Genomic DNA, 24,053 nt, shown 5'->3' on the forward strand with positions numbered 1-24,053 from the left:
TGAATCAGATGAAAAAGCAAGATGAGCTCAAACAGGATGCGCCTGAGAATGGCCTGAGCCGTCGTCGTTTCCTGGGCGCAACCGCCCTGGCAGGCGTCGCCGGTGCGACCGGGCTGGGTACTGCGGTGATGTCACGGGAAGCCTGGGCTGCGGCCTCGGAAGAAGCCCGCAACAAAGCGGTTATCCACCCGGGTGAGCTGGACGAGTATTACGGCTTCTGGAGCGGTGGTCACCAGGGTGAGGTTCGTGTCCTTGGTGTTCCGTCCATGCGTGAGCTGATGCGTATTCCGGTGTTCAACGTGGACTCCGCTACCGGTTGGGGCATTACCAACGAAAGTAAGGATGTGCTCGGCCACGATAACGAGTTCCTCAACGGTGACTGCCACCACCCGCACATTTCCATGACCGATGGCCGTTACGATGGCAAGTATCTGTTCATCAACGACAAGGCCAACACCCGGGTGGCGCGGATCCGCCTGGACATCATGAAGTGCGACAAGATCACCCATATCCCGAACGTGCAGGCGATTCACGGTCTGCGTCTGCAGAAAGTACCGCGTACCAAGTACGTCTTCTGCAACGCGGAGTTTGTGATTCCGCAGCCGAACGATGGCAGCGACTTCAGCCTCGATAACAGCTACACCATGTTCAACGCCGTGGATGCGGATACCATGGAAGTGGCCTGGCAGGTCATCGTCGACGGCAACCTGGACAATACCGACGCCGACTACACGGGCAAATATGCCGCTTCCACCTGCTACAACTCCGAGAAGGCTGTGGATCTGGCCGGCACCATGCGCAACGACCGTGACTGGGTAGTGGTGTTCAACGTTGAGCGTATCGAAGCAGCCGTGAAAGCCGGCAACTTCAAGACTATCGGTGACTCCAAGGTGCCGGTAGTGGATGGTCGCGGCGACTCTGAACTGACCCGCTACATTCCGGTTCCGAAAAACCCGCACGGTCTGAACACCTCTCCGGATGGCAAGTACTTCATTGCCAACGGTAAGCTGTCGCCGACCTGTTCGGTGATTGCCATCGACAAGCTGGATGACCTGTTCGACAACAAGATCGAGCTGCGGGACGCCGTGGTTGCCGAGCCGGAGCTGGGCCTCGGGCCGCTGCACACCACCTTTGACGGTCGCGGTAACGGCTACACCACGCTGTTTATCGACAGTCAGGTGTGCAAGTGGAACATCGCGGACGCCATCAAGCACTACAATGGCGAGAAGGTGAACTACATCCGCCAGAAGCTGGATGTTCATTATCAGCCGGGTCACAACCATGCCTCACTGACCGAGTCCCGGGATGCCGATGGCAAGTGGCTGGTGGTGCTGTCCAAGTTCTCCAAGGACCGCTTCCTGCCGGTAGGCCCGCTGCATCCGGAGAACGACCAGCTGATTGATATTTCCGGTGAGGAGATGAAGCTGGTTCACGACGGTCCGACCTTTGCCGAGCCGCACGACTGCATCCTGGTGCGCCGTGACCAGATCAAGACGAAGAAGATCTACGACCGTGACGATCCGTACTTTGCCAGTGCCCGTGAGCAGGCGAAGAAGGATGGCGTTACCCTGGAGGCCGATAACAAGGTTATCCGCGATGGCAACAAGGTTCGTGTTTACATGACCTCGGTGGCACCGCAGTATGGGATGACGGAGTTCAAGGTGAAGCAGGGTGATGAGGTTACGGTGTATGTGACCAACCTGGATACCATTGAGGACGTGACTCACGGTTTCTGTATGGTGAACCATGGTGTGAGCATGGAGATCAGTCCGCAGCAGACGTCGTCAGTGACCTTCAAGGCGGATAAGCCGGGGGTTCACTGGTATTACTGCAACTGGTTCTGTCATGCGCTGCACATGGAGATGGGTGGTCGCATGATTGTTGAGAAGGCCTGATCTTCTCTTGGCCGGAGCTCCCTTGTGGGGTTCCGGCTGCTTTACTGAAGCTTGGGAGCAGCAACCCAAGAGGAGACGGCTTTCCAAAACACGCTCAAGCCCATCCATGGGGCGCTTGGGCTCCGCCATCCATGGCTCCGCACAGTTTTGGAAAGCCGTCTCCTCTTGGCTTGCCCTACCTTGGGGCTGAATTTCGGACATTCGGTCATTCTTACTTCTCAGAGAAACATTGATGTACCAAATTTTGCGTTATGGGGTGGCCCTGTCAGTCGCTCTTTTATCGCTGACCGCAAACGCGGACCTGCAACAACAGCTCGATGCCCTGGAACCGGGTGCAACCTTTGAGCTTCCACCGCAACAACTTTCACCGCTGGCTATCCGGGTGCCCGGGGTAACTGTGGCCTGTGCGGCGGAAACGGTGATTGATGGTGGCGGGCAGGGGCATGCGGTGGAGATTCTGGCTGAAGAGGTGACGTTGTCCGGGTGCGCGGTGCGCAACTGGGGACGGGATCTGAACGAGCTGGATGCGGGAGTTTTTGTGGCCCGGGAGGCCCGGGGTTCGGTGATTGAGAATAATCGCCTGAAGGGGCCGGCTTTCGGAGTCTGGCTGGATGCGACACCGGAGGTGACGGTGCGCGGTAATCACATCCGCGGCGAGACCAGTTTGCGGTCGCAGGACCGGGGCAACGGGATTCATCTGTTCAATACCACCGGCGCGTTGATCGAGGGCAATGACATCAGTCAGACCCGGGATGCGATTTATATCGAGACGGCGAATAACAACCGGATTCGCAATAATGTGATGACCGACCTCCGCTACGGCATCCATTACATGTATTCGATGAATAACCTGCTGGAGGGCAATGTTACCCGGGGTACCCGCACCGGTTATGCGCTGATGCAGAGCAAGCGGCTGACGGTGCTGAACAACCGCTCGGAGAATGACGAGAACTACGGCATTCTGATGAACTTCATTACCCAGTCGGAGTTGCGGGGTAATGTGGTGACCGGTGTATCCCAGGGGCAGAGTGCCGGGGTGGTGATTTCCGGGGCGGAGGGCAAGGCGGTGTTTATCTATAACTCGCTGTATAACACCTTTGCCGGCAATTATTTCGGCGACAGTAACATCGGTATTCATCTTACTGCCGGTTCCGAGGATAACCAGGTGTTTGGCAACGCCTTTGTGAACAACCAGCGCCAGGTGAAGTATGTGGCGACCCGCACCCAGGAATGGTCGAAAGAGGGGGAGGGCAATTACTGGAGTGATTATCTGGGTTGGGACCGTAACCAGGACGGTGTTGGAGATGTGCCTTATGAACCCAACGATAATGTCGACCGGCTGCTGTGGAAGTATCCGGAAGCCAAGATCCTGATGTTCAGCCCGGCAGTAGATACCCTGCGCTGGGTGCAGGATGCGTTCCCGGTGGTGAAATCCGCCGGGGTCGCCGATTCCCGTCCCCTGATGCGTATTCCCGCTGATCTGCAACCGGAGAGCCGATGAGCTGTTTTCGTCTTGAGAATGTGAGTTACCGGTACGATAAGAGTCCGGTGTTGCACGGTATTGATCTGCGCCTGGAAGCGGGCGAGATCCTCGGCCTGTTCGGTCACAACGGCGCTGGCAAGACCACGTCCATCAAGCTGATCCTGGGGCTGATGCAGCCCACCGAGGGCAGTGTCGCCGTTCTGGGGGGGCAGGCGGGAGATCCGCAGGTGACCCAGCATATCGGCTACCTGCCCGAGAACGTCATGTTCTATCCCCAGCTGACCGGGCGGGAGATCCTGAGCCATTTCGCACGGCTCAAGGGGGCCTCCCTGAAGCAGGTACCCGTGCTTCTGGAGCAGGTCGGCCTGGGCGACGCCATGGATGCCCGCACCAAGACCTATTCCAAGGGCATGCGCCAGCGTCTTGGCCTGGCCCAGGCGCTGTTAGGCAAGCCAAGGCTGCTGATGCTGGATGAGCCCACCGTGGGGCTGGATCCGGTCGCCACCGCAGACCTGTACCGCTTGCTGCGGGATTTGCGGGATGAGGGCACCGGCATCGTGCTGTGTTCCCACGTGCTGCCGGGGGTCGAGCCCTATATTGACCGTGCCGCGATTCTCACTGAGGGCACCTTGAAGGCTGCCGGCGACCTGGCGGCACTGAGGCGGCAGGCGAACATGCCGGTGACGTTGTCGCTCGCCCCGGCCCATACCCTGGCGGACCTGGAGAAGGTGATTGACGAAGCGTCTGCCAGCAATGGCCTGATGATCCGGACGGAGAACGGGTCGTTACGGGTGGATGTGCAACCGAGGGAAAAAATGGCTTTACTGCAAGCAGTGATGGCATCGGGGGAGGTGGCCGACGTTGGCATCCACCAGCCGAGCCTGGAAGATATCTATGTGCACTTTATCGGCTCAGGTGGCCTCGCCCATCGCGGAGGCAGCCAATGATGAGTATCTGGACCATCGCCCGCAAGGAGCTGAGTGACAGCCTGCGCAATCGCTGGCTGATGGCGATCTCCCTGGTATTCGCCACCCTGGCCCTGGGCATCGCCTGGTTCGGCGCCGCGGCCTCCGGTCAGGTCGGTTATGCTTCGACTCCGGCCACCATTGCCAGCCTTGCCAGCCTGGGGATCTTTCTGATTCCGCTGATTGCGCTGTTGCTGGCCTACGATGCCATCGTCGGTGAGGAGGAGGGCGGTACCCTGCTGTTGCTGATGACCTACCCGCTCAGCCGCAGCCAGTTGTTGCTCGGCAAGTTCTTCGGCCATGGCCTCACCCTGGCCCTCGCCACCCTGATCGGCTTCGGCGTGGCCGGTGTTGCCATTGCCCTGCTGGTGAAAGATGTTGCCATTGCCAGTCTCGCGGTGGCCATGTTTCGTTTTATTGCCTCGACCGTGCTGCTGGGCTGGGGGTTTATTGCCCTGGCCTACGTGGTCAGCGTCCGGGTCAGTGAAAAGCCGATTGCCGCCGGCATGGCCCTGGCCATCTGGTTCTTCTTCGTACTGATCTTTGACCTGATGCTGCTGGGCACTCTTGTTGCCAGCGAAGGTAAGTTCAATGCCGAGTTGCTGCCCTGGCTGCTGATGTTCAACCCGACGGACATCTATCGCCTGCTCAACATTGTCGCCTTTGACGACACCGCCCAGCTCAGCGGTGTCCTCAGCCTGGGCGCCGACCTGCCCATTGGCGCCGCTGGCCTCTGGATCGGCCTCGTCCTGTGGTTTGCCCTCCCGCTGGCGGGCGCCCTGTTACTTTTCCGAAATCGTCGTATCTGACTGGAGTTGTCCCTGATGAACCGCAGCAAACTGAACTGGCTCCTTGCCATACTGGCCGTGCTCACACTCACTGCCTGCTCCGACAGCGAAGAGCAGGCCACCGCAAAACCCGCCCCGGTCCATTTCGAAAGTGGCGACGAGTGCCATGTCTGTGGCATGGCTATCGGCAATTTCCCGGGGCCCAAAGGTCAGGCCATTACTGAAAAGGAACAGCAGGTCCGTAAATTCTGCTCCACCAAGGACATGTTCGCGTGGATGCTGCAACCGGAGAACGTCAACCGCGATCACACCCTTTACGTCCATGACATGGCGCAGACCGAATGGGAGCACCCGGATGACACCGCCCTGATCGACGCCAGGGAGGCCTTCTTCGTGGTCGGCTCAGACCGCACCGGCGCCATGGGCCCGACCCTGGCTTCGTTTGCCACCGAAGACGCTGCCCACAACTTCATGATGGAGCATGGTGGCCAGGTCCTGAGCTACAGCGAGATCACCCTCGATCAGCTGAACACCGGGATGGCGATGGGGGAGATGCCGGGAGCCCATGAAATGGAAAGCTCGTCGACCGGTCACACCATGGACCACTAGGGCGCGCGTTCCGGATCAGATGAACGTGTTCATCTGATCCGGTTTGCAGACCTTATGGCCGAACCTTGCGCCACAAAGCCCGGCCAACCACCCGTACCTTGTCCCGTCCCGCCATCCTGCCGAGGTTCGTCTTCACCACTCCCTTGGTAAACCGTGTCGGCTTACTGTAATCAATCCGCACATCAACCAGCACCGGCACCCCGCCGCCAGCCTTCTCCAGAGCCAGCTTCACGCTGTCTGTAATTTCGCCGTTGCCGGACAGCGCCACGTACGCCACCCCGAAAGCCCGGGCGAACGCCTCGTAATCCACGGCCCCCAGTACCGAGCAGGTCTTCTGGTTGTAGGGAATCTGCTGGGCCTGGGAAATCTGCGACAACTCCCCGTCGTTGAATACAAACAGCACCACCCCCAATCGTTCCCGCACCGCCGTCACCAGCTCCATGCCGGTCATCAGCAGCGCGCCGTCGCCAACAATGCCCACCACCTGACGGTCCGGATTGGCCAGCTTCGCGCCGATTATGCCCGGCACACAGTAGCCCATGGCATTGAAGTCGCTGGGGGACATGTAATTGCGGGCACCCAGGATCGGCATCAGCTCTGCTGTCAGGAAGGTGTGGTTGCCGTCGTCGGCCACCACAATGGCATCGTCATCGAGGATCTGCCGTAACTGACTGAAAAACAGCTCCGGATTCACCCTGTCACCACTGTCGTGATCCCGCCATTCTTTGCGGTAAGCCGCCTTGTCCCTGGCGATCTGTGCCCGGATGCCGGTATCACTGGCGTCGGCCTTGATGGCCTTCACCGCGGCCAGCAACGCCGGCACGATGGCCCTGGCATCCCCCTCCAGGGTGTGGCGGGCCGGATAGTTGGCGCTGAACACCTCCGGGTTGATGTCGACGTGAATCAGGTTCGCCGGCGGGGTTATCCCGTAGCTTCCGGTCGGAATTTCCGAAAACCGGGTGCCGATGGCGAGCAGGCAGTCCACCTGTGCAAACGCGTTGGTGGCCGCGGGTACCGCATAATGGCCCATCCCCATGCCGGTGTGCAGTGGATGGTTGCCGGGAAATGCACTGAGCCCCTGCAGCGTGGTCGACACCGGCGCATCAAGGTGCTCGGCCAGCTCAATGAGCGCTTCCTGGGCATCCACTGCCCCCCAGCCAGCAAAGATTCCCGGCCGCCGCGCCACGGCCAGCGCCTGCGCCGCCGCCTCAATCATGGCCTGGTCAGGCAGGGGCGGGGCCTGCGGCGGTTGCCAGGAGGGCATGTCATCGACGTCACCGAGGAAGTTGCTGATGTTATAGGGCACCTCAACAAACACCGGCCCCGGCTCGCCGGTGGTCGCTATCTCATAGGCCCGGTAGAGGGTTGGAATGATGTCCCGGTGGCTGGTCACTCGCCAGGTGCCCTTGGTGATCGGTTTCAGCAATGTGTGCTGATCCATTTCATGAAGCTGGTAGCGGTGCCCGCTGGCGGAGTGAATGCCGCCGGAAATGATCAGCATGGGAATGCCGTCGATGCCGGCCTCTCCGATACCGCTGGCGGCATGGGTAACACCGGCGGCCGGGACGATCAGCAGGGTACCGATTTCCGCCCCGGTCCGGCTCGCCGCATCGGCCATAAAGGCGCCGCCGCATTCGTGGGCGACCAGTGTGGGGGTGATGGTTTCCGAGCGATTGAGCTCGTCGTAGATCTCGGTGGTGTGGACGCCCGGAATGCCAAAGGTGCGCCGGATTCCGAGTTGTTCGAGGGCGAACCGGACCAGAGCCGCGCCGGATTTTTTCATGGTAGTGAACCTTATTGTGTTTTTATTGTCTTTCGAACTCGGGGCGGGAGCCATTGGGCAGGGCTTTCCAAAACACGCTCAAGCACATCCATGTGGCGCTTGGGCTCCGCCATCCCTGGCTCCGCACAGTTTTGGAAAGCCCTGCCCAATGCCTCCTTCTGGCTCCCCGCATGGCTTCATCACAGCTTCCCGGCAATACTCTGCGCTGCCCGCCTGCCATTCAGGATGCAGTTCGACAGGAACGTGCCTTCCAGCGATCTTATACCGGAGATGCCCCCGCCACCAAAACCCGCCGCTTCGCCGGCGGCGTAAAGTCCGGGCACCGGTTCGTTTGCGTTGTTCAGCACCCGCGACTGCAGATCGGTCAGCATCCCCCCCATACTCTTGCGGCTGATCAGCTGCTCACGGATGGCGATCAGCGGGCCGGCTGCGGGGTCCAGGATCGGCTGGAAGTTGCAGGTGCGCAGTCGATCCGGGAACCACTGGCGCAACTGGGCCAGGCGGCGGATCTGGTCGTCATTGTGAAGGCGTTTGCCGCGAGCCAGGTTGGCATCCCAGGCCTGAAGGTCGCGAATCATGTCGTCCGCACAAAGGCGGGGGCCGTCGCTGACTGCGTCCATACGGTGGGCCAGTTCCTGCGGGGTTGTTGCCGTGACCACGTCCGGACACTCGGCAATCAGCCAGTTGACCAGCGCCGGGTCGCCGCCCCGTAAGGTGTTCCATACCACCCGCAGCAGTTTGTGGTCGCGGAAGTCCGGGTTGGTGTCGGTGCCCGAGATGGCAAGCTCCCGGACCGCGATTTTGTGGTTCATCACCTGCCAGGAATACTGCTCCGGCAGCTTACCGATGCGTTTGCACAGGTCGTGGGTATCAAAGCCGGTAACCAGAGGCTGTGGCCCGATGCGGCGGCCAGTGGCGTCGAGCCAGAGGGCGGAGCGTGGGGGTATCAGGCTGAGGCCGTGGTGGGGGAATTGCGGTTGGGGATGGCGAATGCCTGCGGCGTAGTTCCACATCTGGTTGAGATTGACTACCTGGCCGCCGGCGGCCACAACCTGGCTGTGCAACGCACCGTCGGCATCCGGGCTGGATCCGGCCAGCAGGTTTGCCGGTGGGCGGCCGTAGCAGGTGTCCCAGTGCTGGCGGACTTTGTCCAGGTTACCGTTGATCCCGCCGCTACAGACCACAGTATGGCTTGCGGTTACCGAGAACGGTCCTTCGGAGTGGTTGCCGTGGCAGCCGGTCACCGCGCCTGCAGAATGGTTGAGGGCGGCGACCCGGTGCCCGGTGAGTACCGTCAGCCGGTCCCGGTTGGGATGGCCCAGCAGCCGCTGCGCCAGGGTCTGGGCGATGCCCCGACCACAGCCCCAGGCAATGTGGTAGCGGGGTACGCTGTTGCCATCGCCATAAAGTCCGCGTTCCACCCACTGCACCGAAGGGAAGAAGCGGATGCCGACGCTGCGGAGCCAGTCATAGATCATGGGGCGGCAGTGTTCGGCATACAGCTCCGCCCAGACCTGCGGCCAGTAATCGTGGCTGCTGAATTCCGCGGCCCGGCGCCAGTCGGCCAGCAGCAGTTCGGGTGAGTCGCTGATGCGGTTGCGGGCCTGTTCCGGGGTATTGATCAGCAGCATGCCGCCAAAGGCTTCATTTGCCTGACCGCCCAGCCGGCCATCCGGTGAGCCATCCAGCAGGATGACCGGTAGTCCGTGATCCAGCAGTTCCAGTGCAGTGGTGATACCGGCAAGGCCCGCTCCGATAACTACCACTCCGGTTTGGTAGGTGTTCATAGTCGGTTCTTATTGTTCGTGACAGGCTCTCATCTTTCACGAACTGCGGAGTTTCTGCCTTGACCGGTATCAATCTGCCGGGGGTATGCCTAAACCACGCTTTCAGTGGCCATCATGGTTGCCGGCTACGATATCGTGGATCGCCTCAACCGAATGCACGTACTGCACGTAGTTCGCGACGAACTCCCGGCCGGCAATGACATCTTCGGCCTTGAGGCCTCGGTGGCTGGCCTGGAAGCTGTTTTTGACGAACTCGGTCACTTTCTGGCCCAGCTTCTCGGCGAGCGCATTGGCGTTGCCAGCGGCTAGCGCCTTGTCTGCAGCCTTGGCGGCGGCCGAGGCGCTGCCGGCCGGCTTCAGTCCGTCATAGGGCGCGCCTTCTGCCGCGCGGTGCAGGCGAACCAGGGTTTCGAAGAAGTAGCGATCGGCAAGGGCCTGCGCGTCTCCATTCAGTTCCCGAACCTTAAGGGTGTCCCGGAACGTGGCAGTCAGTTGCTGCGCATCGGCGGGTTTCACCCATTTCAGCACCGGATCGATCCGGTTGTCGGTGAGGGCCTTTCTGGCGTCTTCGATAACCGGGCCGTCGAGGGAGTCGCAGTGGGCAAAGGTCGCCGAACTCCAGAGCACCGAACCGGCAAGCAGGGTAAGGCCGAGCAGGCGTGTGGTTTGCTTTTTCATGGTCATGGGTAACCTCATAGGTGGTGAGTGATTGACAGGTACGCGACCGGGCAGGCCGCGCTACCTGTACCGACAACTTTGTCACCAGGAGGGTTGGGCTGACGTCCGGATTCCGGAATCCGAACGTTCGGATCTTGCCGCGGTGCGTTCGTCGTGTGTGCGGCGGGCTGTGGGGAAGGCTCAGGAGCGACGGCAGGTGGTTGGCGGGGAAACGTCAGTCCATTGACGATCGGGCATCTTGGCGGAAGCGGGTGGGCGTCATACCGGTGCTTTTCCGAAACAGCGTATTGAACACCGACTTCGAATTGAATCCGGCTTCATACATGATGTCGAGCACGGTCTTGTCTTCCTCCGGGTCGGCCAGACGCCGTTTGACTTCGGTAATGCGATACCCGTTCACGAACTCATAAAAATTACGCCCCAGCACCTGATTGAGGTGCCGTGAGAGATCCTTTGCCGGAACGCCAAGCAAGTGGGCAAGCCGGTTGACGGTAAGGTTGGAGTGCAGATACGGCCGCTCGCTGGCCATGAGATCTTCCAGCTTGCGGGTCAACGCCTCATCCTGCGCTTTGGTCGTCGAAGGTAATTCGGTGGCCTTCGCGACGGCCCGTTGGGCCGGGCTGATTCCGGGGAACCGTTCAGGCTGTCGCAGAGCGAGCAAGGTCATGGGCAGCAGGATGCCCAAACCTACCAGGGCGCTGGCCAGGGTGAGCCACTGATGACTGACAGTAACCCGGAAGATGTGGGCGAGCAGGCAGTAGCCGAGGCTCAGTAGCCACACCGCGGAATAGGCCAGAAGCAGATTGCGGAGCCACACCAGGTCCTTGTTGCGGAGGTCGGAAAAGAGGTTCCTGAGCTCAACGTCAAAACGGGTGATGGTGCGGATGGTGGCGCCGAGATAGCTGAGCATGGTGCCGTGTATGGCGATGGCCAGCACCAGCGAGTTCATCACGCCAGGATACTGGCTGTCGGACAGGATGTTGAGCTGGACCGGGGCCGGCTGGCGATAGTAACTGAGCCAGAAGACCAGGGCGGCAACCAGCGGCGGACCCAGGTGCACCAGGTGGCGTCGCACCAGGCGGAAATCCCGGTACATGGCGGCCTGGGTAAACAGATAGATTGCGCCTGCCTGCACCAGGCCCAGTGTGGTTCCCCAGTAGGCGAGGTTCGGGAAACGCGTGGTCATGCCGGTGTTGTGGAAGAAAACTTCCAGCTGGGTGCCGGCAAAGCCCAACAGCAGAACCGCCAGCAGCCGATTGGCCGGGTGCCGTCCGGTGCCGTGCAGGCCTGCCAGTACCGCCAGAAATAACAGCTGGGCGATGATACCGAACAGGAACAGCTCCGGCAGGTTCAGGTACACCCGGACCTCAGCCGCCGGTCATGTTCATGAAGCGGAGGATCTGCACGTCGCCATCGCTGGAGAAATGGTGGCGCTCCGGCTTGAGGTCCATGGCGTTGATGATGGTCTGGCGCAGCCGGTCGTCGGACACCGGGTTACCCCGGAGTACGCGACGCAGGTCAACGGAGTGTTCGTTGCCCAGGCACAGCAGCAACCGGCCTTCCACGGTGACGCGCACCCGGTTGCAGGTGGCGCAGAAGTTGTGGGAATGGGGGGAGATAAAACCGACGCGGATGTCGCTGTCCGGCATGCGGTAATAGCGTGCCGGGCCACCGGAGTCCCCGGTGGCGGGCAGCAGCTCATGGTGCCGGCGGATGATAGCGCGGACTTCATGGCTGCTGCAGAAGCTTTCGCCCCGGTCGTGCTCGGTAATTACGCCAAGGGGCATTTCCTCGATAAAGCTGATATCGACGCCCTTGCGCCGGGCGAACTCGATCAGTGCCGGAATCTCTTCGTCGTTACGGCCCTTCATCACCACCGTGTTGAGCTTGATACCGCGAAAGCCGGCTTCGCGGGCAGCGTCGATACCTTCCAGAACCCGGGACAGCTGGCCGGTGCGGGTGATACGGCGGAATTTGTCAGCATCCAGCGAATCGAGGCTGATGTTGAGGCGATGCAGACCGGCCCGCTTCAGGTCATCCGCCATTTGGGGCAGCTGACTGCCATTGGTGGTCATCGCGAAATCCCGCAGGCCATAACCGCCAATTTCGCGGACCAGCTCGAGGATGTCCTTGCGCACGAGCGGCTCGCCTCCGGTCAGGCGGATCTTCTCGGTGCCCAGGCCGGTGAAGGTGCGGGCCAGGCGGGCAATTTCTTCCAGAGTGAGAACTTGCTGGCGTGGCAGGAAGGTCATGTCCTCGGCCATGCAGTAGACACAACGAAAGTCGCAGCGGTCAGTGACGGAAAACCTTACATAGTTGACGGTTCTGCCAAAGCGGTCTTGCAGTGGTTTGTCAGACATCTTACAGCTTCCTGCCCCGATACGGCTCGCCGGAAAGTGGCGTAAACACAGGGTTTCCGGGCTTGAGTGGAGGTAACGAATATGTCTGCCAGTATCGCAGAGCGCACGCGTCGCGCCGATACCTCTGCCGGGGTAACCACTCAGGGCCGCCACCGGTGTCAGCATGCTTGACAAACAGATGTACCAGAAGGCCGTCGAGAGGATTTTTGTTGTTGTATTTAAAGGTTTTTTTAGTGGTGGTTCGTAAATTGCTAAAGCCAACGGTACATCGGCTTGATGTACCACGATGAACCATTAACGACAGGGATGAATGACATCATGACTACGCACAGACGAATCAGCGGTGCTCTGCTTGGCGCTGGTGTGCTTTTGGCCAGTGCCCACGCCTCGGCACTGAGTGTCACGGAGAACGACAGTGGTCTGGATCTGATCAGTGCGATCCTCGGCACCGGGGTGACCGTTGACAGCTCTACCATCAATTACATCGGCGGTACTGGTCAGGCCGGGCTGTTCACCGACGGGCTGGCGTCCGGCATCGGCATTGATACCGGTATCCTGCTGACCAGTGGCAAGTCCACTCTGGCCGAAGGCCCCAACGATCAGGACGGCGCGACCTATGCCTGGGGCAGCGCGGGTGACAGTGACCTGGATGCCCTGGTAGGCGGTGGAACTGCAGACGCCAACGTCCTCGAGTTCGAGTTCACGACCGTCGGGGGCGATCTGTTTTTCAACTATGTGTTCGCATCCGAGGAATACAACGAATATGTCAACAGCCAGTTTAACGACGTCTTCGCCTTCCTCGTAGACGGCATCAACATTGCCACCATCGGCTCCGATCCGGTGGCCATCAATACCGTCAACTGTGGCAACCCATACTCCGGCAGCGGCCCCAACTGCTCCGAGTTCAATAATAACGATCTTAGTGACGGTGGTCCCTATTTTGACCTCCAGTACGATGGCTTCACCAACGTCTTCACCGCATCGATCCTGGGTCTGTCCGCCGGCACTCACACCATGAAACTGGCGATCGCGGACCGTGGTGACACCATTCTGGATTCCGGAGTGTTCATTCAGGGCGGTTCCTTCTCGGACCAGCCAACCCCCCCGACTCCGCCTTCCGCGAGTGTTCCGGAGCCGGGTACCCTGGCGCTGTTCGGCCTGGGTCTGCTGGGGCTCGGTCTGTCCCGCCGCCGGCGTCAGGGCTGACCCTGTAACGGGAGGCCAGGCTGCAAAAAAACAAAGCCCCGACAGGTGTCGGGGCTTTGTCGTTTCCGGGGCAGGAGCTCAGATGCGTTCGCTCAGCGCCTCCTCATACCCGGTTTCAGCGGCCAGTTCCGGGAAGAACAGGCCTTTCACCACCTGCCAGGCGACTGCCAGCGCGCCGACGATGAAGACCACATCACCGATGGTGCGGATCCAGCGCAGGGTTTGCAGGATATCGCTCTGCATGAATGCTTCGCTGCGGGCGTACCACAGGCCTTCACTGGCACTGGCGAGGAACTGGATGATGCCGACCGGCAGCAGGCTGGTAAACAGCATCAGTACCAGGCCGATATTCAGCCACCAGAACGCCACTTTCATCAGTCGCTCGTCAAAGACAAGGCGCGGCCGGATGTAGCGCAGGATCAGCAGTGCGAACCCCAGGGCCAGGAATCCGTAGACACCGAACAGCGCAGCGTGGGCGTGGGTGGCCGTCGTGTTCAGGCCCTGAATGTAGTAGAGCGCGACCGGCGGGTTGATCATGAACCCGAGTACTCCCGCACCCAGCATGTTCCAGAACGCCACGGCCACAAAGAAGGTCAGCGGCCAGCGGATGTTTTCCATCCAGGGTGCACGGGACTTCAGACGCCAGTTCTCCCAGGCTTCGTAGCCGAGAACCACCAGCGGAACCACTTCCAGGGCACTGAAGGTAGCGCCAACCGCCATCACCGGTGTGGTGGTGCCGGCGAAGTACAGGTGGTGGAAGGTTCCCGGTACACCGCCGAGCATGAACAGGCTGGCGGAGGCCAGGCTGGCCGAGGTGGCGACGGTGCGTGACACCAGCCCCATGCTGCAGAAAATGAAGGCCAGGGCGGCGGTAGCGAACACTTCAAAGAAGCCTTCTACCCACAGGTGGACGATCCACCAGCGCCAGTACTCCATGATCGAGATGTGAGTGCGCTCGCCATAGAAGAAGCCGGCGCCGTAGAACAGGCCGATGGCCACCACCGAGGCGGTGAGCAGGGCAAGCAGGTTCTTGTCACCGGGCTGGCGCAGGGCGGGGACAATGCCGCGAAGCATCAGCACCAGCCAGAACACGATGCCGAGGAACTTGCCAATCTGCCAGAGGCGGCCCAGGTCCACAAACTCGTAACCCTGGTGACCCAGCCAGAAGCTGAGGTTGGCCGGCATGATCTGGGCAATCGCCAGGAAGTTACCAATGAACGAGCCGGCGACCACCACCACCAGTGCCCAGAACAGCACGTCGACACCCAGTTTCTGGAACTTCGGATCTTTGCCCCCGTTGATGATGGGCGCAAGGAACAGCCCGGCGGCCAGAAATCCGGTGGCGATCCAGAACAGCGCCGCCTGGATGTGCCAGGTGCGTACCAGGGAATAGGGGAACCATTCCGACACGTTGATGCCGTAGAAGCTCTGACCTTCGACTGTGTAGTGTGCGGTAAAGCCCCCAAGCATGACCTGGAAGGTGAAGAGCCCGACCACCAGCAGCAGGTACTTTCCGAGAGCCTTCTGGGACGGTGTCAGGGCAAAGGTGCTCAGGGGATCCCGGATTGGCGCCGCAGGATCCTCCTCATCATGCTTGCGCAGGAAGGACCAGGCCCAGACCAGCCCGCCGACGCCCGCGATCAGCAGGATCACACTGATTACCGACCAAACCACGTTTTCGGCACTGGGCTTGTTGTCGATCAGCGGTTCATGGGGCCAGTTGTTGGTATAGGTGACCTTGCTGTCCGGGCGCTCGGTAGCAGCGGCCCAGGCGGTCCAGAAAAAGAACTCGGTCATCTGCTGACGGCGCTCGGCGCTGGGCAGGGTGTTCTCTTTCATGGCGTAGTTTTCACGGGTGGCCTGCAGCTCCGGCGCGTTGCTGAACAGCCGGCTGTAGTAATCGGCGGTCTCGGCAATGGCGGCTGTCCGGCGAGCGGACAAGTGCAGGGTGCCGGTGGCATCGTCGTAAGTGTTACGGCGATACTCGGTTTTCAGCTCGTACTGCAGGGCGTTCTGCTGTTGGCCGCTGAGGCTGTGCCAGTCTTGCCCGAATTCTTCCCGGGCGGCGATGTCGAGCCAGTTTTCCAGCTCCCGGTGCAGCCAGTCCGCGGTCCAGTCCGGTGCCTGGTAGGCGCCGTGGCCCCAGATCGACCCGAGCTGCATGCCACCGACCGACTGCCAGGCAGTCTGGCCATCGAGGATGCTTTCCTCAGTCATCAGAAGCTCACCGGATTCGCTGACTACCCGGTCCGGGATGGGGGGCGCCGCCCGGTAAACTTCGGCACCAAAGTAGCCCAACAGGGCAAAGGTGATCGCCAGTACGGCGATAAGAATCAGCCATAAACGACGGTATTCAGCCACGGTCAGCGCCTCCCATCCGGCCATCAATGCGATTGAACAGTACGTTGTTCTCGAGGTGGATGTGTTCCATCAGGTCGTCCCGGAACGTCGCCAGGCCAAGGTAAAGGGCGCGCCAGGTGTTGCAGGCATCGGCGGGCAGGGTGATGTCATTGGTCAGGGCCAGCACCCCTTCCAGTGCCGCGCCATGATCGTCGTGTTCGTGGCGCATGACCGCGACCGGGGCGGCCGCCATGCCTGCCATGCCCCGGGCAATCATCGGGAACAGGATCTGTTCCTCCTTGGCCATGTGACTTTCAAGCTCGGCCAGCATGTTCTCCAGTTGCGCGGCCAGGCCCGCAGGGCAGTCCGGACGATTGCCATGAACCCGTTCGACCCGCTGGGCGAGTCGAATGAGTTCCGGCAGTTGCTCGCGGTGGACATCGTGAAAACGGTTGAGGATGTGCTCGATCAGTTCCTCGTTCGGGGCGCCGGCCAGTGAGTCGGCAGCTTGAGAGCGTTCGCGCAGGGCATCGAGGCTCGCAGCGATCATCGCTCCGTCGACGCCCCGCTTGGCGGCGGCCGCTTCCAGGGTGATATCACCGCCACAGCAGAAGTCGAGCTTGTACTGGTGAAAAATGCCAGTGGCGCCGGGGAGGTCGCGGGCAATTTCGCCCAGGGTTCGGTTCAGGGTTGTCATGGTTCATCTCCTCTCTAAAGATGTGCAAATAATACATCTTTAAAATTGAAGATGTAAACTGGATGAATGAAATAATTTGGATAGCTGACCGAGCCCGGATCGTTGCCTGGCTGCTTCAATGCTTATGAATCCCCGTTCGGCTGTAAGGCTTGCGATTGGGCAAAAAATGATCTAGTTTATAAGGTGTATTTAATATAGTTTTTTTGTTGTTGGCTATTTGGTTGGATGGTGGATGGATGCTCTGCGGGCGCTGCCTGGCCGGAGGCCTTCCGTCCATCGGGAAGACCCGTTCGCGGAACAAGTGTAAAATCGAACTATCTCTGGGCAGTCGGGTACTATGAGCGGAGTATTGTTAATGGGGAAAACCGGATACCGGATTCTGGCGTATTTCAGTCTGATCCTGGCATTCGCTGGCATCTTGCTGCCGTTGCTTCCCACGACACCATTCGTTTTGCTTGCAGCCTGGTGTGCGGGCCGGGGTTCCCCGGCTTTTGCAGCCTGGCTGGATAATCACCAACGGTTTGGTCCCCTGCTTGAAGGCTGGCGCGCACAGCGTGCCGTGCCCCTGTCGGCCAAAGTGCTGGCACCGGCCATGATGGCGCTGAGCTGGACCTTGCTGTTCCTGGCCGGTATGTCGCCGGTGGTGCTGGTAATCCTGGGCCTGTTTTTCGCCGGGCTGACCGGGTTTTTAGTGACCCGGCCCTCCTGTTAACTGTTTTGTTCATCACGGAGTCTGTTAATGCATATCACCCGTTATACCGATTATTCGTTAAGGGTGCTGATTTACCTGGCGGTGCAGGGTGATCGTCTCGCTACCATCCAGGAAATTGCCGACAGTTATGCCATCTCCAAGAATCACCTGATGAAGGTGGTGCACCAGCTGAACAAGAAGGGGTATGTGGAGACGATTCGCGGCAAGAACGGTGGGCTTCGTCTGCACCGTGCGCCGTCAGACATCAACATTGGCGTGCTGGTGCGTGAAACCGAGCAGGACATGAACCTGGTGGAGTGTTTCTCGCCCAACAACAAATGCACGATCACCCCGGTCTGCGGCCTGAAGAACATGTTTTCGGAGGCGTTGCAGGCATTTCTGGCAACCCTGGATCAGTACACCCTGAACGATGTCATAGCCGAACGGCACCAGCCCCAGTTGCTCAGGTTATTGCAGATCGCCTGAATGACAAACGCCCCGGCCGTTTCCCGCCGGGGCGTTTTTGGTTCAGGGGACAGCGATCAAGCAGGCTGGGCTTCCAGCCGGCTACGCACACCATCCGGCAGCGAGTACTTCAGGATGCGCTTGATCACCGTGCCGTACTGGCCGGCAAAGCTCCCGGTGTTGTAGTGGATGCCGTATCTGGCGCAGATTTCCTGTACCCGGGGCGAAATCTCTGGATAACGGTGAGCGGGCAGGTCCGGGAACACATGGTGCTCGATCTGGTAGCTCAGGTGGCCGCTCAGCAGATGGACCAGTTTACCGCCGGTAAAGTTGCTTGAGCCGGTGAGTTGGCGCAGATACCAGTGGCCCTTGCTTTCGTTCTCACACTCCGCTTCGGTAAAGGTTTCTGCGTCCTGGGTGAAGTGCCCGCAGAAGATCACTGTGGAGGACCAAAGGTTGCGGATCAGGTTCGCCCCGACGTTACCAGCCAGCACAATCGGCGCTACCGGGAAGGTCAGCAGCGGGAAGAAGACATAATCCTTGAACGCCTGACGGCCACCCTTGCGGGCGAACTCCTTCAGAAACGGGAGCTTGTCCTTCCAGCGGATCTCGCGCCGGCGCAGGCGCTCAGTCTCCAGTTCGTGAACCCCCACCCCCCACTGGAAGAAAACACTCAGCAGAACATAGTTGATGAACTGGAGGCTGTGACCGGGGTGCCACTTCACGTCATCGCTCAGGCGCAGTACGGCATAGCCGTAGTCGCGGTCCTTGCCGATCACGTTGGTGTAGGTGTGATGTTCGTAGTTGTGGGTACGCCGCCAGGAATCACCTGTGCATACGGTATCCCACTCATAGGTCTGGGAATGCAGTGCCGGATCGTTCATCCAGTCGTACTGGCCGTGCATCACGTTGTGGCCGATTTCCATATTCTCGATGATCTTGGCAAGCCCCAGAGCGGTGGTGGCGGCCACGAATACCGGCGGAATGAAGCCGAAGGGCATCATCACCCGCCCTGCCACTTCCAGGCTCCGGTGCAGGCGGATAACCTTGCGGATGTAGCGGGCATCCCGCTCGCCGAGATCGGCGAGGACCTCATCACGAATGGCGTTCAGGTCTTTTTCCAGTTCGTTGAGCTGGGCTTCTGTCAGTTTTTGCATGGTGTTCTCCTGGTACAGCGCATGGTCTGGCTGTGTACAACTGTTCTTTTAAAGCTCGAGGTTGACCGGCCCTTTGGGTACCGAAACGCAGAGCTGGATTTTTTCTTCACCCGGGCCGGAAGTTTTACCGGTGAGGCGGTTAATTACGGTGCCGCTGGTTTTGGTGCAGCTGCACTGGTGGCAGATGCCCATGCGGCAGCCGTAGCGTGGTGACAGGCTGGCTGCTTCGGCAATATCGAGCAGTGAGACCTCGCCCTCGGCGGTCACCGTGACATCACTACGGCTGAACCGGACCTCGCCACCGAGGCTGTCGCCGGCAAGGGCCGCTTTGGGGGCAGCGAAAAAGGTGCAGTGGATGTGGTCATCCGCGATGCCCCGTTGATGCAGCAGGTCCGTGGCCAGCTCCATCAGGCCACCCGGGCCGCAGAGGTAGCAGCGGCGGGCACGCAGACCGGGTACCGCATCCAGGTGGTCGTCGTTAAGGAAGCGGGGAGCCGCACCGGTTTCCGTAGCCAGTATGCTGAGGCTGAATGCCGGCCAGCCCTGGCGCAGGGTGTGCAACCGTTGTGCTGCAATTATGTCGGCCTGGGTCCGCACGAAATAGAGCAGGGTGACCGGGGCGTGGTACTGCTCGGCGGCCATGGTTTCCAGCTGGCTCAGAATCGGGGTGATACCGCTGCCGCCGGCAATGAACAGCACCGGCTCCGGTTGCCCGGGGATCAGGAACTCGCCGAAAGTTTCGCCCAGACCAATGACCGCACCGGGTTCCAGATGGTCGTGCATCCAGTTGGTGACCAGTCCGCCGGGCAGGCGCTTGATGGTCAGGGTCACCAGGCCCTCTTTCTGCCAGCGTAATGGTGAGCACGACAGGCTGAAGGTCCGGTTATGGCGGCGGCCGTCGATGTCGATACTGACGGTGACGTGCTGGCCAGCGCGGAACCCACCCCAGCGGGCGGCCGGCTTCAGGGTAAACGTCTTGGTATCTGCGGTTTCGGCCTCGATGCGCTCGACACGGGCCGGCACATATTGCCGCACCAGCATCGGATCAAGGGGGGCCAGCAGCGGGTCAAAAAAGGCAGCGGGGTCTTCCCGGTTGAACAGCTGCTTGCCCAGCCAGCGCAGGGTGGTACTGTTTTCGAGTTTTGACAGCATGGTTTATCCTCCCATCTGCACAAGTGTTGTGTACAAGTGTTCACTAATGTGTACGACTGTACACAGGAGTTGGGAGGCGGGCAATCTGCGACGAAACCTTGGCTCGAAATGACAAGCAGTAAGTACTTTATTTTTCCTGGATGTGTACACTTGTTGTCAAAGTTAACGAGCAGTATGTGTGCGGGACTATGGTCGACAAGCAAAGGCCTGATAAACAGCGGGTCGAAAAAACACGAAGAAAACCGGGCGAGACCCGGGACAAGCTGATGACAGCCGCGCTGGAGCTGGTCGGCAAGGGCCGGCATTTCGCCAGTCTCGGTATCCGAGAGGTCACCCGCCAGGCCGGCGTGGTTCCGACGTCCTTCTACCGCCATTTCCGTAATATGGACGACCTCGGGCTGCAGCTGGTGGACGAGCTCGGCCTGGTGTTGCGGCGGATGATGCGGGAAGCCCGCGCCAATGTGCTGCAGGCGGACAAGCTGATGGAAGAGTCCGTTGGCATTTTTATCAGCCATGTCCAGGCCAACCGCAGTTTTTTCCTGTTCATGGCGCAGGGACTGGCCGGTGAGAGCCGGGCGGTACAGGACGGTATCCGCAGCGAGATGCGGTTCTTTGCCACCGAGCTGGCCAACGATCTGCGGCGCTTGCGGCTGGCGGAGCACCTCAGCGATGCCGACCTGGAGATGACCTGTGACCTGGTGGTTCGCAGCGTGGCGTTCAGTCTGACCGATCTGCTGGGTGTCTCACCGGAGGATGACTACCAGATTGACCAGGTACGCAAACGGACGACACGGTTTTTGCAGCTGATCTTCGTGGGGGCGGCGCACTGGAAGAGTGCCGACCTCAAGTCACGCTGACCGTAAGCGGCGATCGACAACGACCGCCAGTTTTCCGGGCATAGGGGGATGGATCGCAGAGCGCGGGCAGTCGGCTGTGGCTGCCCGCGCTTTCACTTCAGTGTGTGCCCGCGGCTTTCTTGCGTACGGCGGCTTTGGGCTTTGGTGGCAGGATCAGCGACTCCAGTTCGTCCAGCGCTTCGCCGGTATACACCGCCAGTTTCTGCATGCTGGGGAGGGTGTCACGGCAACCCGTGAAGCCGAAGTTCAGCGAGCCGCTGTAACTCAGGCAGGTAATGTTCAGGGCACCACCGTGGGCGATGAGGGAGACCGGGTACATCGCTTCCAGCCTGGCGCCCTCGTAGTACAGCGTACGTTCCGGACCGGGAACATTGGAAATGGTCACGTTGAACACCGGTCGCATCCGGCCGCCCATACCGGACATCAGTTGCAGAATGTAGGGCGACATTAGCAGCATGGTGTATTGGTTCAGGGCCTTGCGGGGCAGCTTCTGCAGGTGTTCCTTGGCCCGCCGGCTGGAGGATTTGATGTGTTGCAGGCGGCTGAGCGGATCGGCTTCGTTGGTGGCGAGGGAGGCGATCATGAAGCTGATCTGGGTGCCGGTTCCCTGGTCATCTGCAGGGCGGATGTTCACCGGAATGCCCGCGGTCAGCGGACTATCGGGCAGGCTGTTCTGTTCCAGCAGGAACCGCCGCAGGGCTGTGCCGCACAGGTATAGCACAATGTCATTCAGCGAGCCGCCAGACACCCGCGCCAGCTCTTTGAGCCGGTCCAGCTGGTAGTGCTGGGTCGCCAGCCGGCGCTGACCGGTCACCCGGTGGTTGAGGATCGACAAGGGCCCGGTAAACGGTGCCGTCAGGCCGTCTTCGGGATGGCGGGCAGACTGCACCAGCCGCCCCATGGCGTCCCACAACCGCGGCGCCATGTCGGCCTGCAGTTTCAGGGCATCCATGGCCTGGGAGAAGGCCGCCGGAATACTCGCTTCCTTGTCGGTCTTGCTGCCACGGCGGCGCTGGGGTTTGACCGTCCAGGGCGGCGGCATATCACGCTTGGCGGGATCGGTGGTCAATACCCGCTGCATTAACCGGACGCCGCTGATGCCATCGATCATCGAATGATGCATCTTGGTGTACAGGGCAAACCGGTTGTTTTCCAATCCTTCTATGACGTGGCATTCCCACAGCGGTCGGGCGAAATCCAGCGGATTGGAATGGAGCCTTGAGACCAGGATCCCGAGCTCCCGCTCGCCACCGGGGCGGGGTAGTGCGGAGTGGCGGACGTGATAGTCCAGGTCGATGTCCTTGTCGACCTTCCAGGCGGGCGCTACCAGCCGGCCGAGAAAGCCGGAAAAAGCCAGCTTCGAGCACCAGGGCGGTGCTACTTCGGTGCAGGATTTCATCCGTTCAACCATGTCCCGCAGGAAGGTTTCCGGGGCATCCTCCGGTAAGGCAAAAATCTGCAGGTTCCCTACGTGCATCGGAGTGTCTTCCGACTCCACCGCTAACCAGGACGCATCCAGTGTTCCCAGGCGTTTCATTCATCGTCCTCTTGCTTGGCGGCCCCGTTAACCCGGAGCCGGACCAGTGTTGAGCTTGTTATGTAGTTATGAGCGCAAGTATACGCAACTACTGCGGCTAATCACACGGCCAGCGGGAGCGATGGTTCCATCGGATTGTCGAGTCCGGCAAGCCGGCGTATCGGGGTGGCGGTTGGGACGGGCGGGTTGCGATGGCGAAGAGCGAGAGAGCAACAGGCGGAAAGGAAGCCGGGCGCGGCAGTGTTGTGCCGGGCCCGGACAGGCGCAGGGATCAGAACTCGAGGGTAACGCCGCCGATCAGGCCCAGCTCGCCGTCGTACAGGTCAACCTCGCCAAGCAGCTTGAGGTTGTCGCGGAGTGCGAAGCGTGCGGTGCCAGTCAACCCAACGTAGTCCAGGTCGCCGGTGATGATGCGGGCGCTGCCGCCGATTTCCAGCTTGTCATCGAGCTGATGGCGCAGACCGCCACGCAGGCCGAGGGCTGTGTCATCGAAGCTGTTGGAAACACAGAACGGGCCGCTGAAGGTATTTACGCATTGGGTGCCGCCGTCAATTTCCTGATACTCAATGGTCAGGCCGGCCCAGAGGTCGGTCTTGGCATCCAGGCCATGGCGATAGCCGCCGCCAACGTGCAGGGCAGTCAGGTCAACATCGTCGGTGAGGTACTTGAGGCCGCCGAAGGCGAAGATGTTCTCGTTAATGGCGAAGGAGCCGCGGCCTTCGAGCCCCAGAAATGTCTGAGATTCATAGCTCGGGTAAAGCGCCAGGCCACCCTCGACATAGTTGTAGCTCAGGCTTTCGGCGGCAACGGCTGCAGGCAGCAGGGCAGCAGCGGCGACAAGTCCGGTAATTCCTTTTTTCATCTCACACCTATTCAGTCTGGTTTTTGGTCGATTATTGGGGTGTTGTCCCTGAGAGACGGCTGCCAATGGTATCAGACCTGGGTTGTGGTTTTTTGGAAATTCTGTTGTAAATCTGTTACTTGCGAAGGTGATGCTGTGTGACGGAGATCGCACCATAAGTGTGACGCAGTATTGTATTTGTGAGGCGTGAGGGCCCGGGTGCGACGGCTGCCACCGTTCCGATGCGACTTCTGGCGAGTGTTCAGCTGACGGGGTTATGGCTATGCTCAGCCTTAATGTTGGATCAGATAGTAGTCGATTACATGGTGTCGGTAAAAATGGCATTCAAATAACAAGCCGGAGTACCGGAGATGCAGTTTCTCAACGGAATTACCCTGTTGCTGGTTTACCAGTTGGTGGGCGAGGTTACGGTGCGGTTGCTGGGACTGCCCATTCCCGGTCCGGTACTGGGTATGGTGATGCTGTTCCTGACCCTGATGATCCGGGGCCGGACGCCGCAATCGGTTGATAACGCCGCCACCGCCCTGCTGAGCCACCTGTCGCTGCTGTTCGTCCCGGCCGGTGTGGGAATGATGGCGCACTTCGGGCGCATCGCAGAGGAATGGCTCCCTATTACCCTGGCCCTGTTACTGAGCACGATACTCACCATGGTGGCGACCGCACTGATCATGCAGCTGACCACCCGCTGGCTGGCAAAGCCGGCGGGGCAGGGGGGCTGCAAGGATGAATAACCCTGGCCTG

21 protein-coding genes are annotated in these 24,053 nt (G+C 60.4%); 10 read left to right on the forward strand and 11 right to left on the reverse strand.

Annotated elements, in window-relative coordinates; all coding sequences use genetic code 11:
• Positions 1 to 8 precede the first annotated feature (8 nt).
• The 5 genes from nosZ to CLH61_RS06900 all read left to right on the forward strand — a co-directional run bounded on the left by nosZ (position 9) and on the right by CLH61_RS06900 (position 5,740).
• Positions 9 to 1,895: a TAT-dependent nitrous-oxide reductase gene (gene nosZ, locus CLH61_RS06880; protein WP_211289080.1), complete on the forward strand. Its 1,887-nt coding sequence runs from the start codon at positions 9 to 11 to the stop codon at positions 1,893 to 1,895.
• Between the two features lie 232 nt (positions 1,896 to 2,127).
• A complete protein-coding gene (locus CLH61_RS06885; protein ID WP_099613964.1) occupies positions 2,128 to 3,396 on the forward strand; it encodes a nitrous oxide reductase family maturation protein NosD in 1,269 nt (422 codons plus the stop codon).
• A complete protein-coding gene (locus CLH61_RS06890; protein ID WP_099613965.1) occupies positions 3,393 to 4,325 on the forward strand; it encodes an ABC transporter ATP-binding protein in 933 nt (310 codons plus the stop codon). The genes CLH61_RS06885 and CLH61_RS06890 overlap by 4 nt, the downstream gene beginning before the upstream one ends.
• Positions 4,322 to 5,152: an ABC transporter permease gene (locus CLH61_RS06895; RefSeq protein ID WP_099613966.1), complete on the forward strand. Its 831-nt coding sequence runs from the start codon at positions 4,322 to 4,324 to the stop codon at positions 5,150 to 5,152. The genes CLH61_RS06890 and CLH61_RS06895 overlap by 4 nt, the downstream gene beginning before the upstream one ends.
• Positions 5,153 to 5,167: 15 nt before the next feature.
• Entirely contained in the window at positions 5,168 to 5,740 is a 573-nt protein-coding gene (locus tag CLH61_RS06900; RefSeq protein WP_099613967.1) for a nitrous oxide reductase accessory protein NosL, read from the forward strand.
• A 52-nt stretch (positions 5,741 to 5,792) separates the two neighbouring features.
• Here CLH61_RS06900 and CLH61_RS06905 read toward each other — a convergent pair whose 3' ends face one another.
• The 5 genes from CLH61_RS06905 to moaA form a co-directional block, all read right to left on the reverse strand.
• Positions 5,793 to 7,523, reverse strand: coding sequence for a thiamine pyrophosphate-binding protein (locus tag CLH61_RS06905; RefSeq protein ID WP_099613968.1), 1,731 nt, complete (start codon positions 7,521 to 7,523; stop codon positions 5,793 to 5,795).
• A gap of 179 nt (positions 7,524 to 7,702) precedes the next feature.
• The gene (locus CLH61_RS06910; RefSeq protein ID WP_099613969.1) at positions 7,703 to 9,310 is read right to left on the reverse strand and encodes an FAD-binding dehydrogenase; all 1,608 of its coding nucleotides are present in this window, start codon (positions 9,308 to 9,310) and stop codon (positions 7,703 to 7,705) included.
• A gap of 102 nt (positions 9,311 to 9,412) precedes the next feature.
• The gene (locus tag CLH61_RS06915; RefSeq protein WP_099613970.1) at positions 9,413 to 9,994 is read right to left on the reverse strand and encodes a DUF6448 family protein; all 582 of its coding nucleotides are present in this window, start codon (positions 9,992 to 9,994) and stop codon (positions 9,413 to 9,415) included.
• A 208-nt stretch (positions 9,995 to 10,202) separates the two neighbouring features.
• Positions 10,203 to 11,348 (reverse strand): helix-turn-helix domain-containing protein, encoded by a 1,146-nt coding sequence (locus CLH61_RS06920; protein ID WP_099613971.1) that lies wholly within the window; start codon positions 11,346 to 11,348, stop codon positions 10,203 to 10,205.
• 7 nt (positions 11,349 to 11,355) lie between these two features.
• Positions 11,356 to 12,348 (reverse strand): GTP 3',8-cyclase MoaA, encoded by a 993-nt coding sequence (gene moaA, locus CLH61_RS06925; protein WP_099613972.1) that lies wholly within the window; start codon positions 12,346 to 12,348, stop codon positions 11,356 to 11,358.
• 318 nt (positions 12,349 to 12,666) lie between these two features.
• Here moaA and CLH61_RS06930 point away from each other — a divergent pair, with 318 nt between their 5' ends.
• Positions 12,667 to 13,554, forward strand: a complete 888-nt coding sequence (locus CLH61_RS06930) for a choice-of-anchor L family PEP-CTERM protein (protein WP_099614214.1) — start codon at positions 12,667 to 12,669, stop codon at positions 13,552 to 13,554.
• Positions 13,555 to 13,632: 78 nt separating this feature from the next.
• On the opposite strand, the gene CLH61_RS06935 is transcribed toward CLH61_RS06930, so the two are convergent.
• Positions 13,633 to 15,915 carry a nitric-oxide reductase large subunit gene (locus CLH61_RS06935; RefSeq protein WP_099614215.1) on the reverse strand — a complete coding sequence of 761 codons (2,283 nt, stop codon included), beginning with the start codon at positions 15,913 to 15,915 and terminating at the stop codon, positions 13,633 to 13,635.
• Positions 15,908 to 16,591: an iron-sulfur cluster repair protein YtfE gene (ytfE, locus tag CLH61_RS06940; RefSeq protein ID WP_099613973.1), complete on the reverse strand. Its 684-nt coding sequence runs from the start codon at positions 16,589 to 16,591 to the stop codon at positions 15,908 to 15,910. The genes CLH61_RS06935 and ytfE overlap by 8 nt, the downstream gene beginning before the upstream one ends.
• Positions 16,592 to 16,946: 355 nt before the next feature.
• Between ytfE and CLH61_RS06945 the strand changes: the two genes are divergently transcribed.
• Entirely contained in the window at positions 16,947 to 17,303 is a 357-nt protein-coding gene (locus CLH61_RS06945) for a YbaN family protein (RefSeq protein WP_099613974.1), read from the forward strand.
• Between the two features lie 27 nt (positions 17,304 to 17,330).
• A complete protein-coding gene (locus CLH61_RS06950; protein ID WP_099613975.1) occupies positions 17,331 to 17,768 on the forward strand; it encodes an RrF2 family transcriptional regulator in 438 nt (145 codons plus the stop codon).
• Positions 17,769 to 17,824: 56 nt separating this feature from the next.
• On the opposite strand, the gene CLH61_RS06955 is transcribed toward CLH61_RS06950, so the two are convergent.
• Together CLH61_RS06955 and CLH61_RS06960 are read right to left on the reverse strand one after the other, a co-directional pair.
• Positions 17,825 to 18,904 (reverse strand): fatty acid desaturase family protein, encoded by a 1,080-nt coding sequence (locus CLH61_RS06955; RefSeq protein WP_099613976.1) that lies wholly within the window; start codon positions 18,902 to 18,904, stop codon positions 17,825 to 17,827.
• A 48-nt stretch (positions 18,905 to 18,952) separates the two neighbouring features.
• A complete protein-coding gene (locus tag CLH61_RS06960; RefSeq protein WP_099613977.1) occupies positions 18,953 to 20,056 on the reverse strand; it encodes a ferredoxin reductase in 1,104 nt (367 codons plus the stop codon).
• A gap of 266 nt (positions 20,057 to 20,322) precedes the next feature.
• Between CLH61_RS06960 and CLH61_RS06965 the strand changes: the two genes are divergently transcribed.
• On the forward strand, positions 20,323 to 20,913 hold the full coding sequence (locus CLH61_RS06965; protein ID WP_211289081.1) for a TetR family transcriptional regulator: 591 nt from the start codon (positions 20,323 to 20,325) through the stop codon (positions 20,911 to 20,913).
• A gap of 97 nt (positions 20,914 to 21,010) precedes the next feature.
• Here the strand turns inward: CLH61_RS06965 and CLH61_RS06970 are convergent, their stop codons facing one another.
• The gene (locus tag CLH61_RS06970) at positions 21,011 to 22,450 is read right to left on the reverse strand and encodes a WS/DGAT/MGAT family O-acyltransferase (protein ID WP_099613979.1); all 1,440 of its coding nucleotides are present in this window, start codon (positions 22,448 to 22,450) and stop codon (positions 21,011 to 21,013) included.
• A gap of 271 nt (positions 22,451 to 22,721) precedes the next feature.
• Positions 22,722 to 23,312 carry an outer membrane beta-barrel protein gene (locus CLH61_RS06975; protein WP_099613980.1) on the reverse strand — a complete coding sequence of 197 codons (591 nt, stop codon included), beginning with the start codon at positions 23,310 to 23,312 and terminating at the stop codon, positions 22,722 to 22,724.
• 350 nt (positions 23,313 to 23,662) lie between these two features.
• Here CLH61_RS06975 and CLH61_RS06980 point away from each other — a divergent pair, with 350 nt between their 5' ends.
• Positions 23,663 to 24,043, forward strand: coding sequence for a CidA/LrgA family protein (locus tag CLH61_RS06980; protein WP_099613981.1), 381 nt, complete (start codon positions 23,663 to 23,665; stop codon positions 24,041 to 24,043).
• The last annotated feature ends 10 nt before the right edge of the window (positions 24,044 to 24,053 follow it).

Origin of the sequence: Marinobacter profundi (genome assembly GCF_002744715.1) — a bacterium.
In the GTDB taxonomy this organism is placed as follows: Bacteria; Pseudomonadota; Gammaproteobacteria; order Pseudomonadales; family Oleiphilaceae; genus Marinobacter; species Marinobacter profundi.

Excerpts from the sequence above, each read along its gene's own strand:
- CLH61_RS06890 (WP_099613965.1), top strand. The coding sequence starts at position 3,393 with ATGAGCTGTTTTCGTCTTGAGAATGTGAGTTACCGGTACGATAAGAGT.
- CLH61_RS06915 (WP_099613970.1), bottom strand. The coding sequence starts at position 9,994 with ATGACCATGAAAAAGCAAACCACACGCCTGCTCGGCCTTACCCTGCTT.
- CLH61_RS06950 (WP_099613975.1), top strand. The coding sequence starts at position 17,331 with ATGCATATCACCCGTTATACCGATTATTCGTTAAGGGTGCTGATTTAC.
- CLH61_RS06895 (WP_099613966.1), top strand. The coding sequence starts at position 4,322 with ATGATGAGTATCTGGACCATCGCCCGCAAGGAGCTGAGTGACAGCCTG.
- CLH61_RS06885 (WP_099613964.1), top strand. The coding sequence starts at position 2,128 with ATGTACCAAATTTTGCGTTATGGGGTGGCCCTGTCAGTCGCTCTTTTA.
- CLH61_RS06900 (WP_099613967.1), top strand. The coding sequence starts at position 5,168 with ATGAACCGCAGCAAACTGAACTGGCTCCTTGCCATACTGGCCGTGCTC.
- nosZ (WP_211289080.1), top strand. The coding sequence starts at position 9 with ATGAAAAAGCAAGATGAGCTCAAACAGGATGCGCCTGAGAATGGCCTG.
- CLH61_RS06945 (WP_099613974.1), top strand. The coding sequence starts at position 16,947 with ATGGGGAAAACCGGATACCGGATTCTGGCGTATTTCAGTCTGATCCTG.
- CLH61_RS06970 (WP_099613979.1), bottom strand. The coding sequence starts at position 22,450 with ATGAAACGCCTGGGAACACTGGATGCGTCCTGGTTAGCGGTGGAGTCG.
- CLH61_RS06960 (WP_099613977.1), bottom strand. The coding sequence starts at position 20,056 with ATGCTGTCAAAACTCGAAAACAGTACCACCCTGCGCTGGCTGGGCAAG.
- CLH61_RS06975 (WP_099613980.1), bottom strand. The coding sequence starts at position 23,312 with ATGAAAAAAGGAATTACCGGACTTGTCGCCGCTGCTGCCCTGCTGCCT.
- CLH61_RS06905 (WP_099613968.1), bottom strand. The coding sequence starts at position 7,523 with ATGAAAAAATCCGGCGCGGCTCTGGTCCGGTTCGCCCTCGAACAACTC.
- CLH61_RS06930 (WP_099614214.1), top strand. The coding sequence starts at position 12,667 with ATGACTACGCACAGACGAATCAGCGGTGCTCTGCTTGGCGCTGGTGTG.
- ytfE (WP_099613973.1), bottom strand. The coding sequence starts at position 16,591 with ATGACAACCCTGAACCGAACCCTGGGCGAAATTGCCCGCGACCTCCCC.
- CLH61_RS06910 (WP_099613969.1), bottom strand. The coding sequence starts at position 9,310 with ATGAACACCTACCAAACCGGAGTGGTAGTTATCGGAGCGGGCCTTGCC.
- moaA (WP_099613972.1), bottom strand. The coding sequence starts at position 12,348 with ATGTCTGACAAACCACTGCAAGACCGCTTTGGCAGAACCGTCAACTAT.
- CLH61_RS06955 (WP_099613976.1), bottom strand. The coding sequence starts at position 18,904 with ATGCAAAAACTGACAGAAGCCCAGCTCAACGAACTGGAAAAAGACCTG.
- CLH61_RS06980 (WP_099613981.1), top strand. The coding sequence starts at position 23,663 with ATGCAGTTTCTCAACGGAATTACCCTGTTGCTGGTTTACCAGTTGGTG.
- CLH61_RS06965 (WP_211289081.1), top strand. The coding sequence starts at position 20,323 with ATGACAGCCGCGCTGGAGCTGGTCGGCAAGGGCCGGCATTTCGCCAGT.